We start from the raw sequence: 18108 nt of genomic DNA, 5'->3' as shown, positions 1-18108 counted from the left end.
GGCGGGGACCCAGTCTGGGCACCCGCCTTCGCGGGTGAACAAGGAGGCTGGGCGGGAGGTCACCTCAGTTCAGGCTACCGTCGATACCCTTGCAGGCGACGATCAGTTCCTTGACCGCGTCGACCGAGACGGTGAGGTTCTGCTTGGCTTCGTCGTCGAGCTTGATCTCGACGATCTTCTCGACGCCGCCCGCACCGATCATCACCGGCACGCCGACGTACAGATCGTTGAGGCCGTATTCGCCCGAGACATAGGCCGCAGCCGGCAGCACGCGCTTCTGGTCGTACAGATACGCTTCGGCCATCGCGATGCCGCTGGTGGCGGGCGCATAATAGGCCGAGCCGGTCTTGAGCAGCGCGACGATCTCGCCGCCGCCGCCGCGCGTGCGCTTGACGATCGCGTCGATCTTTTCCTGCGTCGACATGCCCATCGCGATGAGATCGGGAACCGGGATGCCCGAGACGGTCGAGTAGGAGATGACCGGGACCATCGTGTCGCCATGGCCGCCGAGCACGAAGCTGGTGACGTCCTTCACCGAGACCTTGAACTCGTCGGCGAGGAAATGGCTGAACCGCGACGAATCAAGCACGCCGGCCATGCCGACGACCATCTGATGCGGCAGGCCCGAAAATTCGCGCAGCGCCCACACCATCGCGTCGAGCGGGTTGGTGATGCAGATCACGAATGCGCCGGGTGCGTTGGCCTTGATGCCCTCGCCGACGGCCTTCATGACCTTCAGGTTGATGCCGAGCAGGTCGTCGCGGCTCATGCCGGGCTTGCGTGCGACACCGGCGGTGACGATGATCACGTCCGCGCCGGCGATATCGGCATAGTCGTTCGAGCCGGTGATCGTCGAGTCGAAGCCTTCGACCGGGCCGCACTGCGACAGATCGAGCGCCTTGCCCTGGGGGATGCCCTCGGCGACGTCGAAGAGGACGATATCGCCCAAATTCTTGAGTGCTGCGAGGTGCGCGAGCGTGCCGCCGATATTACCGGCGCCGATCAGCGCGATCTTCTTGCGAGCCATTCCAATCCGTCTCCGTCTGTATGTGCGGGGTGATTGGTGACGCCGGTTACGCGCATTCGGGCGTTACGGCAACCGCTAAAGCGGAAAAGTGACGGGATTATTGCAATTCGTTCGCATGTGCAATAAGATGCGTGCGCTCAGATCAAACTACCCCGGCGGAGGCCGGGGCCCAGTTGGGGGACGGTGCTAACTACGCGCAGTTCTTCGTTACGACGACCTTTCCAACTGGACCCCGGCCTTCGCCGGGGTAGTTTTTTGATTAGATATGGCCTTCCGCAAGATAGTCCTCGGAGCGCATTTCCTCGAGGCGGCTGATCGTGCGGTCGAATTCGAAGCGGCCGTCGCCGGTTTCGTAGAGGTCGCCGGGCTCGGCATCGGCGGCGGCGAGGAGCTTCACCTTGTGTTCGTAGAGCGCGTCGATCAGCGCGACGAAGCGCGCGGCTTCGTTGCGGCTATCGGGCCCGAGCTTGGGGATGCCGACGAGGATGATCGTGTGGAATTTGCGCGCGATGGCGAGGTAATCGGCCACGCCGCGGGCTTCGCCGCACAGCTTCTTGAAGCTGAACACCGCGACGCCCTTGAGAGACTTGGGGACGCGCAGGGTGCGGCCCTGCACCACGAGGTCCTCGGCGGGGACGTGCTCGCTGTCGTCGGTCGAGAAATCGGTGAGGCGGAAGAACGCCGCCGAGAGCTGCGCGGTCGCTTCGGGGCCGTTCGGGACGAGCCACGTGTCCTGCTGGCCAAGACGGTCGCGACGATAGTCTACGGGTCCGTTGAGCGGGAGGACGTCGAGGCGCTGCTCGATCGTCGCGATGAAGGGCAGGAAATGCTCGCGATTGAGGCCGTTCTTGTAGAGATCGGCGGGCGGGCGGTTGGACGTGGTGACGATTGTCACGCCCGAGTCGAGCAGCGAGGTGACGAGCCGCGACAGGATCATCGCGTCGGGGCTGTTGGTGACCATCATCTCGTCGAACGCGAGCAGCCGCGTTTCGTCGGCGATCGCGGTGGCGACGGGAACGATCGGGTCGCCGACCTCCTTGCGACGCTCGGCGGAGATGCGCGCGTGGACCTCGAGCATGAACTCGCCGAAATGGACGCGGCGCTTCTTATCGACCGCGGCGTTCTCGTAGAACAGGTCCATCAGCATCGACTTGCCGCGGCCGACGCCGCCCCAGAGATAGACGCCGCGGGGGTCGGCCTTCTTGCCGGTGAGGCGGGCGAATAAGCCGGTGGACTTGGGGGTGGCGAGTTCGGTGGCGAGCGTGTTGAGGCGCGCGGCGGCGGCGGCTTGCTCGGGGTCGGGGCGGAGTTCGCCCGAGGCTACGAGGGCGTCGTAGGCGGCGAGGACGGTCACTTCCCCACCCCTTCACCACCCCGGCGGAGGCCGGGGCCCAGGTGGGAAGGCGTCGGTAACGGGGCGGTGCGCTTCAACAATGATCGTGTCCCAATTGGGCCCCGGCCTTCGCCGGGGTGGTGGGTTGGGGCGGTATCAGCCCTTGGACGGCTTGCGGATCGTCGCGGAAAACGCCGCGATCTTCGCTTCGTCGTCGCCTTGCACCACGAGGCCCCGCAGGAACAAGAGGCGGCCGGTTTCCTTGAGCACTTCGACCTGCGCCTCTACGGCCACGCCGACCTTGCCGCCGCCGATGAACTGCGTGTTGAGATCGAGCGTCACTGCTGTGCCGGCGGTGATCAGGCCGAAGCCTCTTGCGGCCGCGAACAAGGCGACGTCGATGAAGGCCAAGAGCGCGCCGCCGTGGACGTTGTTCTGGAGGTTCGAGTGGCGATGCTCGGGGGTGATGCGGACGCGGACAATATGGCCGTCGACGCGGTAGAGCATGGGGCCGAGGAGGGTGTTGAAGCGGGTCGGGTCGGAGAGCGACCAACTGCGCCAGCCGGGGTTGGCTGGGTCTTCGGCTTCGATGAAGTGGGGGGTGGTCAACGGCACGTCCTTCGAAACCTTGGAGCCCCCTCCCCGCCCCTCTTCCGTTCGTCCTGAGCGAAGTCGAAGGACTTGAGAAAGCGTCACCCCCAGCCCCAGGCCTGTGCTTCGACTTCGCTCAGCACGAACGGGGGGGGGGGGAACTGGGTCGGAGGAAGGTTAGTCCCTCCCGCGACCCATCAGATCAGACGATCCGTTCGGCTTCCATCTTCTTGATCTCGGCGATCGCCTTGGCGGGGTTGAGGCCCTTGGGGCACGCGTTCGCGCAGTTCATGATCGTGTGGCAGCGATACAGGCGGAACGGGTCCTCAAGCTCGTCGAGCCGCTCGCCGGTCATCTCGTCGCGACTGTCGGCGAGCCAGCGATAGGCCTGCAACAGGATCGCCGGCCCTAAGAACTTGTCGCTGTTCCACCAGTAGCTCGGGCACGAGGTCGAGCAGCACGCGCACAGGATGCACTCGTACAGGCCGTCGAGCTTCGAGCGGTCGGCGGGCGACTGGAGCCGCTCCTTGCCCGAGGGCGGCGGGGTGACGGTCTGGAGCCAGGGCTTGATCGACGAATATTGCGCGTAGAAATGCGTGAAGTCGGGGACGAGGTCCTTGATCACGTCCATGTGCGGCAACGGCGTGATCTGGACCTCGCCCTTGCAATCCTCGATCGCGGTCGTGCAGGCCAGGCCGTTCTTGCCGTTGATGTTCATCGAGCAGGAGCCGCAGATGCCCTCGCGGCACGAGCGACGGAAGGTCAGCGAGGAGTCCTGCTCGCTCTTCATCTTGATCAGCGCGTCGAGCACCATCGGGCCGGTCTCGTCGAGATCGAGCGAGAAGGTGTCGTAGCGCGGATTCTCGCCGCTGTCGGGATCGTAGCGATACACCTTGAAGGATTTCAGGCGGTTGCCCCCGGTGGTCGAGACGTGCTTGACGCCCTTCTTGACGACACTGTTCTTCGGGAGCGAGAATTCGGCCATTGCGAGCGGTCCGTCCGTGGTGTGATGAATAGGTTGTCAGAGCCGATACATGACAGTGGCCCTGCCCGCAAATGCTTAGCTTCGCGGGTGCAACATGAGTCATATGTGGGGCGCGATACGGACCGCCGCAACCGTCAGATGATGTCGAGGATCAGCCCGAGATCGCGCGCCTCTTCCGCCTCGATATACCAGTTCGACGGCGCCTTGGCCTTCAGATCCTCGAGATCCACCTTCGATCCTTTGACCAGCGCGCGGAAGCCTTCCTCCTGGATGTTGATCGAATCCTCGATCTCGTGGAGCTTGGCCTCGAGCGCGTAACGCAGCGTGTTGAGCGGGCCGTTGAGCTGGATCGTGCTCTGCATCTGGCGCTCGTGGATCATGATCCGGCTGCCGCGCGTGAGAAAGCGGCTGTCGACCGGGAAGGCGGACATGAAGGTCGCCCCTGCGGAATAGACCGCGACCTTACCGAGGAAGAGCGTCTCGCGGCCGGTATATTCGCGGAGCAGGCGGATATTGTCGCCCATCGCGCGCGCGACCTCGGGGTCGCCGCCGAGCGTGGTGATCGAGACCACGAGCGGGCCTTCGGCGGGCGCGGCGGCGAGCTGCGATTTGAACGTATCGTACATCGCGTCGTCGACCGGGCCGTGGAGGTGGACGTGCGGGGCGGCGAGCAACGGGTAGTTGCGCGCGTTCGAGGCGGGGGATGTGTCGGTCATGCGCGGCAAACCCCATGAACCCGGCGAGAGTTCCGGGTCGGGCAGGATACTCCCCCATTGACCTTCAAGTGACCGATTTAACGTGCTATAAAAGGGTCATGATCGAAACCATCCATGCGGGCGCGACGGTGAGCATCAGCGACCTCAAGAAAAATCCCTCGGGAGTGATCGAGGCTGCTGGCGGATTTCCCGTTGCGGTGCTCAATCGCAATACGCCTGCCGCATATCTCGTTCCCGCTGCGGCGTGGGAAGAGTTGATGGACCGTCTCGAGGACGTCGAATTGGCGGAACTGGTGCGGGCGCGCGCTGACGAGGTGCCGGTCGCGGTGTCGCTTGGCGACCTATAGCCTCGCATTCCTGCCGAGCGCGCTCAAGGAATGGGAGAAGCTTGGCGCCAACGTCCGCGCGCAGTTCAAGGCGAAATTAGTGGAGCGGTTGAACGAACCGCATATCGCGAGCGCGCGGCTCAGCGGGATGACCGGGTGCTACAAGATCAAGCTGCGGGCGGCCGGATACCGGCTGGTGTACCGGGTCGACGACGGGCTGGTGACGGTCGTCGTGGTTGCCGTCGGGCGGCGGGATCGGAACCTCGTGTACAAAATCGCTGCTGGGCGATTGGAGTAATCGCCGAAGTTTCGCACGAAACGTGTTTCCCGCAAAGGCGGGGATCCAGTCTGGGCTCCCGCCTTCGCGGGAGAACAAGGAGGGACGTCAGACTTTTCGGTTCGTGCGCTTGTGTTGGAGGATCCAGCCTACCAGCCCGCCGGGTACGCCGCCGACGAGCGAGAACAGCCCGTAAAAGGTGATCGCGATCTTTTGCGGGGCTTCGCCGACGTCGCGGGGCTCGATGCCGAAGACGTAGATCGCGGTCAGGATCGCGACGACCGCCGGCCAGATAAAGCCGGCGATCATCGGCGGGAAGCGCGTGAGGAGCCCCACCGCGACGGGCACGAGGAACCCGACCGCGATGAGCGCCCAGATCATCAATATACCCGCTTCTTGGGCTTGATGTAGTCGACGTCGTCGGTGAGCGTGTAGTCGTGCACCGGGCGGAAATCGATCTTGGTCTCGCCGCCCTTGCCGCCCCAGCCGTCGAAGGTGGTGATGGTGTGCTTCATCCAGTTGGCATCGTCACGCTCGGGGAAATCCTCGTGCATGTGCGCGCCGCGCGACTCGGTGCGGTTGGCCGCCGAGTTCATCGTGACGACCGCCTGGCCGATCAGATTGTCGAGCTCCATCGTCTCGACCAGATCGGTGTTCCAGATCATGCTGCGATCCTTCACGGCGACGTCGGTCATCCGATTGTAGATCCCGGCCATCTTCTCGACGCCCTGGTTCAGCAGCTCGGTGTCGCGGAACACGGCGCAATGCTTCTGCATGGTCTGCTGCATGTCGAGACGGATCTGCGCGGTCGGCGACCCGCCGCTCGCGTTGCGGAAGTGGTCGAGACGCGTGAGCGCGAGATCTTCCGAACCCTTGGGCAGCGGCGCGTGCGCAGTGCCGGGCTTCAGTGTGTCCTTGATACGCAGGCCGGTCGCGCGGCCGAACACCACGAGATCGATCAGGCTGTTCGAGCCGAGGCGGTTGGCGCCGTGGACCGAAACGCACGCCGCTTCGCCGACCGCGAAGAGGCCAGGGACGACCGCGTCGGGGTTGCCGTCGACGAGGTTGACGACCTCGCCGTGGAAGTTCGTCGGGATGCCGCCCATGTTGTAGTGCACCGTCGGCGTGACGGGCAAAGGCTGGCGCGTGAGATCGACGCCTGCGAAGACCTTGCCGGTCTCGGTGATGCCCGGCAGGCGCTCGGCGAGCACCTTGGGATCGATGTGATCGAGGTGCAGGAAGATGTGGTCGCCGTTCTTGCCGACGCCGCGGCCTTCGCGCATTTCGAGCGCCATCGAGCGGCTGACGACGTCGCGCGAGGCGAGATCCTTCGCCGACGGGGCATAGCGCTCCATGAAGCGCTCGCCCTCGGAGTTGGTCAGATAGCCGCCCTCACCGCGTGCGCCCTCGGTGATGAGAACGCCCGCGCCGTAGATGCCGGTCGGGTGGAACTGGACGAACTCCATGTCCTGCAACGGAAGCCCGGCGCGGAGCACCATCGCGTTGCCGTCGCCGGTGCAGGTGTGCGCCGAAGTCGCCGAGAAATAGACGCGGCCATAGCCACCGGTCGCGAGAACCGTCTGGTGGCTGCGGAAGCGGTGGATCGAGCCGTCTTCCATGCACAGCGCGATCACGCCGCGGCAGACGCCGTTTTCCATGATCAGGTCGAGCGCGAAATACTCGACGAAGAAGTCCGTGTTGTACTTCAGGCTCTGCTGATACAGCGCGTGGAGCATCGCGTGGCCGGTGCGATCGGCGGCAGCGGCGGTGCGCTGGACCGGGGGGCCCTCGCCCATGTTCTGCATGTGACCGCCGAACGGACGCTGATAGATCGTGCCGTTTTCGTTACGGCTGAACGGCATGCCGGCATGTTCCAGCTCGTACACCGCCTGCGGGGCCTCGCGGCACAGATACTCGATCGCGTCCTGGTCGCCGAGCCAGTCGGAGCCCTTGACGGTATCGAACATGTGCCAGGTCCAGTGATCCGGCGAATTGTTGCCAAGGCTGGCGGCGATGCCGCCCTGGGCGGCGACGGTGTGCGACCGGGTCGGGAAGACCTTGGTGATGCACGCGGTCTTCAGGCCGCTCTCGGCGATGCCCATCGTGGCGCGCAGGCCGGAGCCGCCGGCCCCGACGACGACCGCATCATAGGTATGATCGATGATCTTGTACGAAGCAGACATTATGCCGGGGCTCCAGAGAAGGCGACCTTGAGGATCGCGAACAGGGCGATGCCGCCCAGCGTGAAGGTGAACAGGTTGAGCAGGATCATCGTCACGACGCGGCTTTCGTCGTGCATGTAATCCTCGATCACGACCTGCAGACCGAGACGAAAATGATAGAAGACCGACAGGATCAGCAACGCCATCGGGATCGCGACCCAGGCCGATTGCAGCCAGAGATGGACCGCGGCGTAATCATAGCCGGGCATGCGCGCGACCGAGATCATCAGCCAGAGCATGAGGAACAGGTTGGCGCCTGCCGTCAGACGCTGCTGCCACCAGTGATGCGCGCCGTGCTTGGCGCTGCCGAGGCCGCGGACGCGACCGATTGCCGTACCCGAACCCATTACTTGATCCCCATGTAGAGCCAGAACACGACCGTGAGCGCGACACTTGCGACCATCGTCGCGATCGCGCCCGCCTTGTTCCGCTTCAGTTCGTAGCCCGCGCCGGTATCGAGCACGAAGTGGCGGATACCCGTCATCATGTGCTGGAACAGCGAGAGCGTCAGGCCGACCGCGACGATATAGCCGAGGATGTTGAGGCCACCGGTGTCGCGCGTGAACACGTCGACGAAGGTCGCATAGGCCTGATCGCCCGACGCGATGGCGGCGAGCCACCAGACGAGCAGCAGGCTGCCGACGGTCGCCATCCCGCTGCCGGTCGCGCGGTGCAGGATCGAGACCAGCATGTGCGGGCCCCATTTATAGACCTGCAGATGGGGAGAAAGCGGGCGTGCCGGGTTGCGCGATGCCAAGGGCGGAGTCCTCAGAACAAGAAGATGACGAACCAAAAAGATCTTGGTTCACAATATATAGATCGGGCGACCTATTAGCCACCGCGTGCTGCGATGCAACCCATTGGGAGCGGTCCGATAACCCATGACACCGCGAACCATGCTGGTGGGGGAGCCACGATGCCGGACCGAATTACCGGACGGGTCGGATGCGAAATGATTTCAAGCGAACGCCGCATCGCGACCGATCCCTAACCCGGCCTTAAGACATACGCTGTAGCGCCGGATGCGTATACCCGATCCGGAGTCCATCGTCTTGACCACCACCGACCTGCCGGTTCCCGGCGCGATTGCGGCCTCTGTCGACCTCGCGGCACGGCTGCGGGTTTTCGACTTCGACGGGTCGCTGAGCAGCGCGAGCCGCGAGGTCTGGGCGGCGCTGGCTCCCGAGATCACGCATGTCTCGAAGGCGTATTGGGAACAGTGGCTGCGATGCTTCTCCGACGAACGGATCTGGGCATCGCACGAGACCGAGCGGATGATCGAAGTCGGCTGCACGTTCCTGCGCAATCGCTTCCTCGATACCAGCGGGCGTCCCTGGATCGAGTCGGTCGAGCGCTCGGTCGCGGCGGCCTATGTTGCCGACGTGTCGCCGATGGCGCTGCTGTCGATGATCAGCGCGAGCGACCGTGCGGCACTCGAAGTGCTGATGCGGCGGGTCGACCGGTCGGATGCCAAGCTGCCGGTCTATATCGACACGCTGATGCGGCTGTCCGCGCTGGAAGGCGAGATCACGGTCGCGATCTATAATTCGTATAGCACGCATTCGGCGCGGGTCGCGCGCGATACGCTGGCGGCGGAGTTCCGCGACGGAATCGCGGCGATGGTCGAGACGGCGACCGACGAGGGCCATATGCTCCGCGAACAGGCGATGCGGAGTTCGGCATCGACGCGCGCGGTGCTGGGCAAGGCAAGCGAAGTCGCCGCCGCCGCCGAGCAATCCGCGGTGGCGATGCGCGAGGCTGCGCAGACCGCCGCTGGGCTGATCCGCGCGATCGAGGATGCGCGCACCGAAGTGGAGGCGGCAGCCGAGATCGCCAATCGGGCGTCGGCTCAGGCGGGCCAGGCGGTCGGCATGTCCGAGACGCTGAGCGATCATGCGAAGTCGATCGAGTCGATCCTGGGCCTGATCCGCGACATTGCCGGGCAGACCAACCTGCTCGCGCTGAACGCCACGATCGAGGCGGCGCGCGCGGGTGATGCCGGGCGCGGGTTCGCGGTGGTGGCGCAGGAGGTGAAGAGCCTCGCCAACCAGACCGCGCGGGCGACCGACGACATCGCCGCCAAGATCGCCGCGATCCAGTCGGCGACGCGCTCGACCGTCGAGACCAACGCGTCGATCAAGTCGACCGTGGCGGAGGTACAGGAGAGCGCCGACCGGATTCGTTATGCGATGGAAGCGCAGGCGCAGACGGTGACCGCGATCACCGCGGCCGTGGACGAGACCGCGCTAGCCGCCGACTCGATGTCCACGACGATCGCCGCGATCCGCGAGGATACCGAGACGGTCGCGACCGAGATCGACGGCGTCGGCCGCGGCTTCGACGTGCTGGATACGCGCCTCGGCAACCTCAAGAATAGCGCGGGCGATTTCGTCGCGAAGGTCGCTGCATAACGGACCCTCAGGAGGGGGCAATGATCGAGCATCAAGAGAGGATTTCCAGCTCACCCGTCCAAGGCGGGGAGCAGCCTGCAGGTTCCGAACGGGCACGTGACGGCGCGCGCGCGCCGGCCCGGAACTGGGGCGGCGACCAGCGGCCGCTGCGCGAACGCGTTCGTGACTATGACTGGGACGGGCTGATCGAGCCGGCCTGCGCGACGCTCAGCGCGCTGCTCGAACCTGAAGATCACCGCAAGATCGCCGAAACCTTCTGGCGGCATTACCTTTCGCTGGAATCGGCGCAGCATATCCGGCGTCATTTTACACCCGGCCTGCTCGAACAGCGGATCACGGCGAGCGGCAACTATGTCCGGCTGCAATACAGCGCGCCAACCGACGATGCCTGGAAGGCTATGGCAATCAGCCATGCGGAGGATTCACATCGCTCGGGCATCCCCCTGCCCGCGCTGCTCTCGTCGCTAGCGTTTGCGCACAGCGTCACGCTGAACCTGATTGCCGACCGGCTGGGTGCGGACATGTCGGCGATGCGGACGCTGAGCGACGTGGTGCAGCGGCTGGCGCTGATCGAGGCGGACATCATGGCGTCGCATCTTGGCGCGAGCGATGCGGAGGCCGCACGGGTCGAACGACAGACGCGCGCGACCGAGTTCCGAGGCAGCATCGCGGCGTCGATCGAGCACACGGCCGCACTGGGCGCACGGATCCGGGTGCAGGCGGCGGGGGCATCGGCCTCGACCCGCGGCATGCTGTGCAAGGCGAGCGAGGTGGCGGCGGCGGCGGAACAGTCCGCGGTGGCGATGCGCGAGGCGGCGCAGACCACCGCCGGGCTGATCCGGGCGATCGAGGATGCGCGCACCGAAGTCGAGGCAGCCGCCGCCATCGCCGACCGCGCCTGTACGCAGACCGGCGAGGCGGTCGGCGTATCGGAGGCTCTGAGCGAGCATGCTAAATCGATCGAATCGATCCTCGGCCTGATCCGCAGCATCGCCGGGCAGACCAACCTGCTGGCGCTGAACGCGACGATCGAGGCTGCGCGGGCGGGGGATGCCGGGCGCGGCTTTGCGGTGGTGGCGCAGGAGGTGAAATCGCTCGCCAGCCAGACCGCGCGGGCGACCGACGACATCGCCGCCAAGATCGCCGCGATCCAGTCTGCGACGGCCGCGACGGTCGCGACGAATGCGGGGATCAAGGCGACCGTGACCGAGGTGCAGCACAGCGCGGACCGGATCCGTCATGCGATGGAGGCACAGGCGCGCACCGTCACCGCGATCACCGCTGCGGTGGACGAGACGGCACTGGCCGCGGATTCGATGTCGACGACGATCGCGACGATCCGTGCGGATACCGAGGCGGTGGCGGCGGAGATCGACCAGCTGGGGCATGCGTTCGGCGACGTCGACGACCAGCTTGGCGTGCTGCGCGGTGCGGCGGATGGGTTCTCGGCTAGCGTGGCTTGAGGGGGCACGCAGAGTAAGAAGAATGGGTTCACGCGCAGCCGCAGAGACGCGGAGGTTCCAGTGGAACCGGAGGTTCTCCAACAAGCCCTCGGCATTACCCGCCCCGCGCGCCACATGCGCACCATCTCCGCGCCTCCGCGTCTCCGCGTGAACCCATTCCTTCTTTTCGGCGTGATGACGGACACGGCCTGCGGCGCTAGAGCGTGGGGATGACCATTCTTCTTACCGGCTCAAGCCGTGGTATCGGCGCGGCGATTCATGCGGCGCTGACCGACGCGGGCGTTTCCGTCATCGGGCATGGGACCGCAAGCGGTATCCCGGCCGACTTCGCCGATCCTGCCGCACCGACAGCGTTGTGGAACGCGGCGCTGGAGCAGGCTGGCGGTGCGATCGACGTGCTGATCAACAATGCGGGGGTGTTCGAAGCATCGCCCCTCGCCGACGACGACTGGACCGCGCAGTGGGAGCGGACGATGCGGATTAACCTGACCGCGTCGGCTGAATTGTGCCGGTTGGCGGTTTTGCATTGGCAGGCCCGCGGTGTCGGCGGGCGGATCGTCAATATCGCGAGCCGCGCGGCATATCGCGGGGATTCGCCGGCGCATTGGCATTATGCCGCGTCGAAGGCGGGAATGGTGGCGATGACCAAGACGATCGCTCGGGGCTATGCGCGCGAGGGTATTCTGGCGTTCGCGGTGTGTCCGGGATTCACGATGACCGGGATGGCGGAGGACTATCTGGCGAGCCGCGGGGGCGATGCGTTGTTGGCGGATATCCCGCTGGGCAAGGTTGCCGAACCCGCGGAAGTGGCTTCGGTCGCACGCTATTGCGCGCTGGAGGCGCCGGCTTCGATGACGGGGTCGGTGATCGATGTGAACGGGGCGAGCTATGTCCGATAGTTGGAAACTGACCCTGCCCTGCACGCGCGCCGAGGCGGAGGCGATCGATGCGAGTGGCGATCTTGGTGACGCGATTCCGGGCGATGCGGTCCTGATGACGACCGAGGAGATCGAGGACGACGTCGAATCCTGGCGGCTGGATGCGTATTTCGAGGTCGAACCCGACGCCGGGACGGTCGACGCGGTGCGGGCGCTGGTGCCCAGTGCGGCGGGCGCGGCGATCGCGGTCGAGCGGTTGGGCGATGCGGACTGGGTGACGATGAGCCAGGCGGGGCTCGAGCCTTTGTCGGTCGGGCGGTTCTTCGTGCATACCGGCGCGCATGCAGGGGCAGTGCCGGCGGACAAGCGCGCGTTCCTGATCGAGGCGAGCCGGGCGTTCGGGACCGGGCATCACGAGACGACCAGCGGGTGCCTGGCGATGCTCGACGGTATGGCCGATGAGAGTTTTGCGAACGTGATCGATATCGGCACGGGGACCGGGTTGCTCGCGTTTGCGGCGGCGCATTTGTGGCCCGAGGCGGCGGTTATGGGGACGGATATCGATCCGGTCTCGATCGATGTGACACGCGAGAATGCCGAGCTGAACGCGGTTTCGGGGATCGAACTGGTCGTGGCGGACGGGACGCTCGACGATGCGATCGTCGCGCGGGCGCCCTATGATCTGGTGATCGCGAATATTCTCGCCGGGCCGCTGGTGTCGATGGCGCCGGAGATCGCTTCGATTGCGGATGCGGGGGCGACGGTGGTGCTGGCGGGGTTGCTGGAGACTCAGCGGGCCGGTGTGGTTGCTGCGTATGAGGCTTGCGGGTGTGCGCTGGAGGCGGTCGATCGGCGGGGGGACTGGTCTGTGCTTCGGTTGCGGGCTGGTGACGTGCGGTTCGTGGCGGCGGGGCCGTTCGATCCGAAGGGGCGCGATGGGTGGGCTTTGGATATCTGAGGTAGCCCTGCCCTACTGACGCGAGAAGCATGTTCTCCCGCGAAGGCGGGAGTCCAGACTGGGCCCCCGCCTTCGCGGGGGAACAGGGTTTTTGGGAAGCGCGGCCCTCACCTCGCAGCCCGACACCACACCGGCGGAGGCCGGGGCCCAATCGGGCGAACTTCCGAAATAGAGCCGCACCGCTATCCCAATTGGGCCCCGGCCTTCGCCGGGGTGGTGTTCTCTTCGCGTAGGTTAGGCGGCGACCTTGGCGTTGGCGTAGTCTTGCGTGCCCTTGGTCAGGACAACGTCCCCCAGTTCGATCTGCGCGACAGGGATATCGGGGAGCGCCTTCAATTCCTCGTACAGCGGGGCGAAGTCCGTTTCCACCGTCAGCCGCAGCAGTTCGTCGAAGCTGGGGATGACGAAGTAATTCTGCTGGAAATCGTCGATCCGGTATTCGGTCCGCATCACGCGCGCGAGGTCGAGCGCGATGCGGTTCGGGCTCGGATCATCCAGCGCGAAACGCGTTTCGGCGAAACTGGAGACGATGCCGGAGCCGTAGATGCGGAGGCCCTCGGGTTCCGCGATCAGGCCGAACTCGACCGTGTACCAGTACAACCGCCCGAGATATTTCAGTGCGTCGAGGCCGAGCGCGCGCTGGCCGCCGCGGCCGTAGGCGGCGAGGTAATCCGCGAACACCGGGTCCGCCAGCATCGGCACGTGGCCGAACACGTCGTGGAAGACGTCGGGCTCCTGGAGGTAGTCGAGCTGGTCGGGACGGCGGATGAAATTGCCCGCGACGAAGCGGCGATTGGCCATGTGATCGAAGAACACGTCGTCGGGGACGAGCCCGGGGACCGCGACGACCGACCAGCCGGTGAGCTTCATCAGGCGCTCGGACAGTTCCTCGAAATCGGGGATGCCGGGCTTGGACAGCTTCAACACGTCGAGGCCGCGCAGCCACGCGTTCGACGCGCGGCCGGGGAGCAGTTTCGACTGGCGCGCGAACAGCGTGTCCCAGGTCGCATGGTCCTCCGCGGTATAGGCCGCCCAGTTCTGCGGGATCGTCCAGTCGGGCGCGCCTTCGGGCGGGGTGCTCAGTACATGCGTGTCATTGACCATCCGCTTCGTCTAGCATGACAAAATGAAGACGCAAACGCGCTGGATCACGCGGATTTTATGGACGGTCGGGGCGATCGCCGGTCTCGTCGCGAGCTATGCGATCGCCGGGCTGATCGGCGGGGCGATCCCGAGCAACGCGGGATGGCGCGCGCCATCGACCGGCGTGCACATCTTTGTCGAGAGCAACGGCGTGCATACCGGAATTATCGTGCCGAAGGTGGCGGCGGGGGTCGACTGGCGCGGCGTCGCACGGCCGGAGGACCTTAGCGATCCGCGGTTCGCGGGGTATGATCATGTGTCGTTCGGCTGGGGCGAGAAGACCTTCTACCTCGAAACGCCGACCTGGGCCGAGGTGAAGCTGCGGACCGTGCTCGGCGCGGCGTTCGGCAGCACGCGGACGCTGATGCATGTCGACCACCTGCCGATGCCGCGTGCGGGCGACGGCGCGCGCGAGATCGTCGTGACGCCGGCGCAGTATCGGCGGCTGGCGGCGTATATCCGGGCGAGCTTTCGCGACGGGGGTTCGCGGTATCGGGGCTATGCGGGGTATGATGCGTTTTACGATGCCTACGGGCGGTATAGCGCGATCCACACCTGCAACAGCTGGACGGGCGATGCGCTCCGGTTCGCTGGGGTTCGGGTCGGATGGTGGACGCCGTTTCCGGTTACGGTGACGGCATGGTTTTGACGCCCGTCCCAATATTGTGTCCCCGCGAAGGCGGGGACCCAGACTGGGCTCCCGCCTTCGCGGGAGAAAATGGACGAGGGGTGATCGGTAGTTCAGGGCACCACCCCGGCAGAGACCGAGGTGGTACTTCTTTTTGGGGGGCGGTGTTTGGGCGTTGGCGTGGAGTTCAGTTCCCCGCGCGATAGCCTTGGTATTGGCCGCATTCCGACCGTTGCGGGTCCTTCCGGCAGCGCTTCGCCAGTTCCTTGCGCTGCTTGCCCTCTTCGGCTTCCTGCTTGCGCATCTTCCTGCCGTAGTTGCGGTCTGACTCTTCCTGGCTGGTCGTCGTCCAGTCGACCGCCTTGCCGGCGACCTGGAACGGCGCCTTCACGATCGACGTCGCAGTGCTGATACAGCCACTTACGAGGAACGGCAGCACCGCGAGCACGGGAAGAACCTTACGCATCTACTTCACTCCTGCACGCAGCCGGTCGCGCGCCTCGCTCCCGTATAGCGGAAAATCGGTGAAGAAACCGTCGATACCTTGTGCAAGTCCGGCGTCGATCTCCGCGGCGATGTCGCCGTGCGCGGCAGGGTCGGTGCCGCGGCGGAAGCGTGTCGGTTCGAAATAATTCTCGGCACGGTACGTCCAGGGGTGGACGCGGAGGCCGGCCGCGTGTGCGTCGGCGACCAGCGGCGACGGCGTCGTGCCGGTCCACAGCATCGCCTTGTCGGGGCCGATTCCGTACGCATAGGTCGCGACAGCCTTCAGACCGGCGGGCGTGATCATCGCCGCGTAGCTGGGCTGCGACCCGTCGGCGGGGGCACTCTCGCCAGCCAGCAGCTGGATCAGGCGGACCTTCGTCATGGTGTGGAGGCGCTGGAGGTTCTTCACCTCGAACGACTGGATGAACACCGGTGCCTGCGCCGAATCCCAGCCGGCCTCGCGCAGTTCGGCGACCAGCTTCAGGTCGGTCGGGTGGCCGATGCTCGCGAAATAGGTCGGGTGCTTGGTTTCTGGGTAGATGCCGATCGTGCGGCCGGTCTCCTTCGAGCGGCACTTGGCGAGCGCGATGATCTCGGCGAACGTGGGGATTTCGAACTGGCCGTCATAGGCGGTGTTGGCGGCACGGAGCTTGGGCAGGCGTTCCTTGGCGCGCAGCGTCTTCAGTTCGGCGAGCGTGAAATCCTCGACGAACCAGCCGGTCATCGTCTGGCCGTCGATCGTCTTGGTAGTTTTCCGCGCGGCGAACTCGGGATGGTCGGCGACGTTGGTCGTGTCGGCGATGGCGTTCTCGTGCCGCGCGACGAGGACGTCGTCCTTGGTCGGCACCAGGTCGGGCTCGATGAAATCGGCGCCCTGGTCGATCGCGAGCGAATAGGCCGCCAGCGTATGCTCGGGCCGGAGCCCGCTCGCACCGCGGTGCGCGATAACGATTACGGGCGACAAACGGGGGGAAGCAGGCGTCATCGCGACAGCTTGCCCGCTCGCGAGGACGAGCGCCAGCGCACCAATGTGTGAGAGCTTGTCGCAATAGGAAACCATCGGGCGCATCGGCGTTCAGTCCTCGTATTCAAGAATTCCCAGCGCATTCAACGAGGGGCACCCCCATGCATTTCACGATCAATGGTCAATCATATGACGCCGAGCCGGATATTCGCACCTCGGTGCTCGATCTGTGTCGCGAACATCTCGGGCTGACCGGCTCGAAAAAGGGTTGCGACCACGGCCAGTGCGGGGCGTGCACCGTCCTGATCAACGGGCGGCGAGTCAATTCCTGCCTAACACTCGCGGTCATGCATCAGGACGACGAGATCACGACGATCGAGGGGCTCGGCCAGCCGGGCAACCTCCATCCGCTGCAGGACGCGTTCGTGCGGCATGACGGTTATCAGTGCGGCTATTGCACGCCGGGGCAGATTTGCTCGGCGGTCGGCATGCTCGACGAGGTCAAGAAGGGCTGGGCCAGCCACGCATCGGGCGACCTGACCGATCCCAAGTTCGACGACGCCGAGATTTCGGAGCGGATGAGCGGCAATCTGTGCCGTTGCGCCGCCTATCCGAACATCGTCGATGCGATCCGCGAAGTCGGCGACACCGCGCCCAAGGGCCGGTCCGCTGACGAGAAGGACGCCGCGATGGACGCCAATGCGCGCGGGGAGCTGGTAGCATGAAGACCTTCACCTACGAAAAGCCCGCGACCCCCGAGGCCGCGGTCAAGGACATCGGCGCGGGCGCCAAATTCATCGCCGGCGGCACCAACCTGCTCGACCTGATGAAGCTGCAGGTCGAGACGCCCGACAAGCTCGTCGACATCAGCCGCCTCGATCTCGCGAAGATCGAGGAGCGCGAGGATGGCGGGCTGACGATCGGTGCGATGGTGCCGAACAGCGATCTCGCCGCCGACCGCCGCGTCGTCGCGAAGTACGAGGTGTTGAGCCGCGCTTTGCTCGCTGGCGCGTCGGGCCAGTTGCGCAACAAGGCGTCGACCGGGGGCAATCTGCTCCAGCGGACGCGCTGCTATTATTTCTACGACACCGCCGCCGCGTGCAACAAGCGCGAGCCGGGCAGCGGCTGTTCGGCGATTGGCGGCTATAACCGCATCCTCGCGATCCTGGGGGCGAGCGAGCATTGCATCGCGACGCATCCGAGCGACATGGCGGTGGCGATGCGCGCGCTCGACGCGACGATCGTGACGCTGAAGGCGGATGGGGATCGGCGACGGATCTCGATCCACGAATTCTACCGCCTGCCGGGCGATACGCCGCAGATCGAGAACGCGCTCGAAGCGGGTGAGCTGATTACGCATATCGAGCTGCCCGCCCCGCCGAAGGGCAAGCAGGACTATCGCAAGGTGCGCGATCGTGCGTCCTATGCGTTCGCGCTCGTGTCGGTGGCGGCCGTCGTCGACGTGCAGGACGGCGTGATCGCGTCCGCCTCGCTCGCGTTCGGCGGGCTCGGGCCGATGCCGTGGCGCAATCCGGCGGTCGAGGCCGCGCTGATCGGCAAGGCGCCGTCGGACGAGGCGTTCGAGGCTGCAGCCACCGCGCTCCTCGCCGATGCCAAGGGCTATGGCTCGAACGACTTCAAGATCCCCCTCGCCCGTCGCACGCTGATCGCGACGCTGCGTACCGTAACGGGAGCATAAG

21 protein-coding genes are annotated in these 18108 nt (G+C 65.5%); 9 read left to right on the top strand and 12 right to left on the bottom strand.

All coding sequences use genetic code 11. The features are described 5' to 3' along the window. Window positions 1-64: 64 nt before the first annotated feature. From mdh to EQZ23_RS10110, 5 genes are all read right to left on the bottom strand, one after another. Window positions 65-1027: a malate dehydrogenase gene (gene mdh, locus EQZ23_RS10130; RefSeq protein ID WP_128454294.1), complete on the bottom strand. Its 963-nt coding sequence runs from the start codon at window positions 1025-1027 to the stop codon at window positions 65-67. Between the two features lie 259 nt (window positions 1028-1286). Next, window positions 1287-2381 carry a cell division protein ZapE gene (zapE, locus tag EQZ23_RS10125; protein ID WP_128454293.1) on the bottom strand — a complete coding sequence of 365 codons (1095 nt, stop codon included), beginning with the start codon at window positions 2379-2381 and terminating at the stop codon, window positions 1287-1289. Between the two features lie 135 nt (window positions 2382-2516). Beyond that, the gene (locus tag EQZ23_RS10120; RefSeq protein ID WP_128454292.1) at window positions 2517-2969 is read right to left on the bottom strand and encodes a PaaI family thioesterase; all 453 of its coding nucleotides are present in this window, start codon (window positions 2967-2969) and stop codon (window positions 2517-2519) included. Between the two features lie 184 nt (window positions 2970-3153). Further along, on the bottom strand, window positions 3154-3936 hold the full coding sequence (locus tag EQZ23_RS10115; protein WP_128454291.1) for a succinate dehydrogenase iron-sulfur subunit: 783 nt from the start codon (window positions 3934-3936) through the stop codon (window positions 3154-3156). 134 nt (window positions 3937-4070) lie between these two features. Then, window positions 4071-4652 carry an ATP-dependent Clp protease proteolytic subunit gene (locus tag EQZ23_RS10110; protein WP_128454290.1) on the bottom strand — a complete coding sequence of 194 codons (582 nt, stop codon included), beginning with the start codon at window positions 4650-4652 and terminating at the stop codon, window positions 4071-4073. A gap of 98 nt (window positions 4653-4750) precedes the next feature. Between EQZ23_RS10110 and EQZ23_RS10105 the strand changes: the two genes are divergently transcribed. Both EQZ23_RS10105 and EQZ23_RS10100 read left to right on the top strand, forming a co-directional pair. Then, window positions 4751-4999: a type II toxin-antitoxin system prevent-host-death family antitoxin gene (locus EQZ23_RS10105; protein ID WP_128454289.1), complete on the top strand. Its 249-nt coding sequence runs from the start codon at window positions 4751-4753 to the stop codon at window positions 4997-4999. After that, window positions 4986-5276, top strand: coding sequence for a type II toxin-antitoxin system RelE/ParE family toxin (locus EQZ23_RS10100; protein WP_128454288.1), 291 nt, complete (start codon window positions 4986-4988; stop codon window positions 5274-5276). Before EQZ23_RS10105 ends, EQZ23_RS10100 begins: the two co-directional genes overlap by 14 nt. A gap of 87 nt (window positions 5277-5363) precedes the next feature. Here EQZ23_RS10100 and EQZ23_RS10095 read toward each other — a convergent pair whose 3' ends face one another. From EQZ23_RS10095 to sdhC, 4 genes are read right to left on the bottom strand one after another with little or no spacing between them, the layout of a single operon-like run. After that, window positions 5364-5636, bottom strand: coding sequence for a hypothetical protein (locus tag EQZ23_RS10095; RefSeq protein WP_128454287.1), 273 nt, complete (start codon window positions 5634-5636; stop codon window positions 5364-5366). Then, window positions 5636-7438 (bottom strand): succinate dehydrogenase flavoprotein subunit, encoded by a 1803-nt coding sequence (sdhA, locus tag EQZ23_RS10090; RefSeq protein WP_128454286.1) that lies wholly within the window; start codon window positions 7436-7438, stop codon window positions 5636-5638. The genes EQZ23_RS10095 and sdhA overlap by 1 nt, the downstream gene beginning before the upstream one ends. Next, a complete protein-coding gene (sdhD, locus tag EQZ23_RS10085) occupies window positions 7438-7824 on the bottom strand; it encodes a succinate dehydrogenase, hydrophobic membrane anchor protein (RefSeq protein WP_128454285.1) in 387 nt (128 codons plus the stop codon). The genes sdhA and sdhD overlap by 1 nt, the downstream gene beginning before the upstream one ends. Continuing rightward, window positions 7824-8234, bottom strand: a complete 411-nt coding sequence (gene sdhC, locus EQZ23_RS10080; RefSeq protein WP_128454284.1) for a succinate dehydrogenase, cytochrome b556 subunit — start codon at window positions 8232-8234, stop codon at window positions 7824-7826. The genes sdhD and sdhC overlap by 1 nt, the downstream gene beginning before the upstream one ends. A gap of 310 nt (window positions 8235-8544) precedes the next feature. On the opposite strand from sdhC, the gene EQZ23_RS10075 reads away from it, so the two are divergent. From EQZ23_RS10075 to EQZ23_RS10060, 4 genes are all read left to right on the top strand, one after another. Continuing rightward, window positions 8545-9888, top strand: coding sequence for a methyl-accepting chemotaxis protein (locus EQZ23_RS10075; RefSeq protein WP_128454729.1), 1344 nt, complete (start codon window positions 8545-8547; stop codon window positions 9886-9888). A 20-nt stretch (window positions 9889-9908) separates the two neighbouring features. Further along, window positions 9909-11351, top strand: coding sequence for a methyl-accepting chemotaxis protein (locus EQZ23_RS10070; RefSeq protein WP_128454283.1), 1443 nt, complete (start codon window positions 9909-9911; stop codon window positions 11349-11351). Between the two features lie 209 nt (window positions 11352-11560). After that, window positions 11561-12250 carry an SDR family oxidoreductase gene (locus EQZ23_RS10065; protein ID WP_128454282.1) on the top strand — a complete coding sequence of 230 codons (690 nt, stop codon included), beginning with the start codon at window positions 11561-11563 and terminating at the stop codon, window positions 12248-12250. Further along, complete coding sequence (locus EQZ23_RS10060; RefSeq protein WP_128454281.1) at window positions 12240-13187, top strand: 50S ribosomal protein L11 methyltransferase; 948 nt, start codon at window positions 12240-12242, stop codon at window positions 13185-13187. Before EQZ23_RS10065 ends, EQZ23_RS10060 begins: the two co-directional genes overlap by 11 nt. Window positions 13188-13421: 234 nt before the next feature. Here EQZ23_RS10060 and phhA read toward each other — a convergent pair whose 3' ends face one another. Then, window positions 13422-14291 (bottom strand): phenylalanine 4-monooxygenase, encoded by an 870-nt coding sequence (gene phhA, locus EQZ23_RS10055; RefSeq protein WP_128454280.1) that lies wholly within the window; start codon window positions 14289-14291, stop codon window positions 13422-13424. A 22-nt stretch (window positions 14292-14313) separates the two neighbouring features. On the opposite strand from phhA, the gene EQZ23_RS10050 reads away from it, so the two are divergent. Continuing rightward, the gene (locus tag EQZ23_RS10050; protein ID WP_128454279.1) at window positions 14314-14979 is read left to right on the top strand and encodes a TIGR02117 family protein; all 666 of its coding nucleotides are present in this window, start codon (window positions 14314-14316) and stop codon (window positions 14977-14979) included. 166 nt (window positions 14980-15145) lie between these two features. On the opposite strand, the gene EQZ23_RS10045 is transcribed toward EQZ23_RS10050, so the two are convergent. Beyond that, on the bottom strand, window positions 15146-15424 hold the full coding sequence (locus EQZ23_RS10045; RefSeq protein WP_056417775.1) for a hypothetical protein: 279 nt from the start codon (window positions 15422-15424) through the stop codon (window positions 15146-15148). Next, the gene (locus EQZ23_RS10040) at window positions 15425-16429 is read right to left on the bottom strand and encodes a glycerophosphodiester phosphodiesterase (RefSeq protein WP_128454728.1); all 1005 of its coding nucleotides are present in this window, start codon (window positions 16427-16429) and stop codon (window positions 15425-15427) included. It lies immediately after the preceding gene. Between the two features lie 140 nt (window positions 16430-16569). Here EQZ23_RS10040 and EQZ23_RS10035 point away from each other — a divergent pair, with 140 nt between their 5' ends. Beyond that, the gene (locus EQZ23_RS10035) at window positions 16570-17133 is read left to right on the top strand and encodes a 2Fe-2S iron-sulfur cluster-binding protein (RefSeq protein WP_128454278.1); all 564 of its coding nucleotides are present in this window, start codon (window positions 16570-16572) and stop codon (window positions 17131-17133) included. Continuing rightward, window positions 17130-18107: a xanthine dehydrogenase family protein subunit M gene (locus tag EQZ23_RS10030; RefSeq protein ID WP_128454277.1), complete on the top strand. Its 978-nt coding sequence runs from the start codon at window positions 17130-17132 to the stop codon at window positions 18105-18107. The genes EQZ23_RS10035 and EQZ23_RS10030 overlap by 4 nt, the downstream gene beginning before the upstream one ends. Window position 18108: the final 1 nt, after the last annotated feature.

Origin of the sequence: Sphingomonas sp. UV9 (assembly GCF_004101245.1) — a bacterium.
Taxonomy (GTDB): domain Bacteria; phylum Pseudomonadota; class Alphaproteobacteria; order Sphingomonadales; family Sphingomonadaceae; genus Sphingomonas.
The sequence above is the reverse complement of the archived record's forward strand: the minus strand, read 5'-3'. Positions and strand labels throughout refer to the sequence as shown.

Coding starts and splice junctions, on each gene's coding strand:
- mdh (WP_128454294.1), bottom strand. CDS start 1,027: ATGGCTCGCAAGAAGATCGCGCTGATCGGCGCCGGTAATATCGGCGGC.
- EQZ23_RS10115 (WP_128454291.1), bottom strand. CDS start 3,936: ATGGCCGAATTCTCGCTCCCGAAGAACAGTGTCGTCAAGAAGGGCGTC.
- EQZ23_RS10110 (WP_128454290.1), bottom strand. CDS start 4,652: ATGACCGACACATCCCCCGCCTCGAACGCGCGCAACTACCCGTTGCTC.
- EQZ23_RS10105 (WP_128454289.1), top strand. CDS start 4,751: ATGATCGAAACCATCCATGCGGGCGCGACGGTGAGCATCAGCGACCTC.
- EQZ23_RS10095 (WP_128454287.1), bottom strand. CDS start 5,636: ATGATCTGGGCGCTCATCGCGGTCGGGTTCCTCGTGCCCGTCGCGGTG.
- sdhA (WP_128454286.1), bottom strand. CDS start 7,438: ATGTCTGCTTCGTACAAGATCATCGATCATACCTATGATGCGGTCGTC.
- sdhD (WP_128454285.1), bottom strand. CDS start 7,824: ATGGGTTCGGGTACGGCAATCGGTCGCGTCCGCGGCCTCGGCAGCGCC.
- EQZ23_RS10070 (WP_128454283.1), top strand. CDS start 9,909: ATGATCGAGCATCAAGAGAGGATTTCCAGCTCACCCGTCCAAGGCGGG.
- EQZ23_RS10065 (WP_128454282.1), top strand. CDS start 11,561: ATGACCATTCTTCTTACCGGCTCAAGCCGTGGTATCGGCGCGGCGATT.
- EQZ23_RS10060 (WP_128454281.1), top strand. CDS start 12,240: ATGTCCGATAGTTGGAAACTGACCCTGCCCTGCACGCGCGCCGAGGCG.
- phhA (WP_128454280.1), bottom strand. CDS start 14,291: ATGGTCAATGACACGCATGTACTGAGCACCCCGCCCGAAGGCGCGCCC.
- EQZ23_RS10050 (WP_128454279.1), top strand. CDS start 14,314: ATGAAGACGCAAACGCGCTGGATCACGCGGATTTTATGGACGGTCGGG.
- EQZ23_RS10045 (WP_056417775.1), bottom strand. CDS start 15,424: ATGCGTAAGGTTCTTCCCGTGCTCGCGGTGCTGCCGTTCCTCGTAAGT.
- EQZ23_RS10040 (WP_128454728.1), bottom strand. CDS start 16,429: ATGACGCCTGCTTCCCCCCGTTTGTCGCCCGTAATCGTTATCGCGCAC.
- EQZ23_RS10035 (WP_128454278.1), top strand. CDS start 16,570: ATGCATTTCACGATCAATGGTCAATCATATGACGCCGAGCCGGATATT.
- EQZ23_RS10030 (WP_128454277.1), top strand. CDS start 17,130: ATGAAGACCTTCACCTACGAAAAGCCCGCGACCCCCGAGGCCGCGGTC.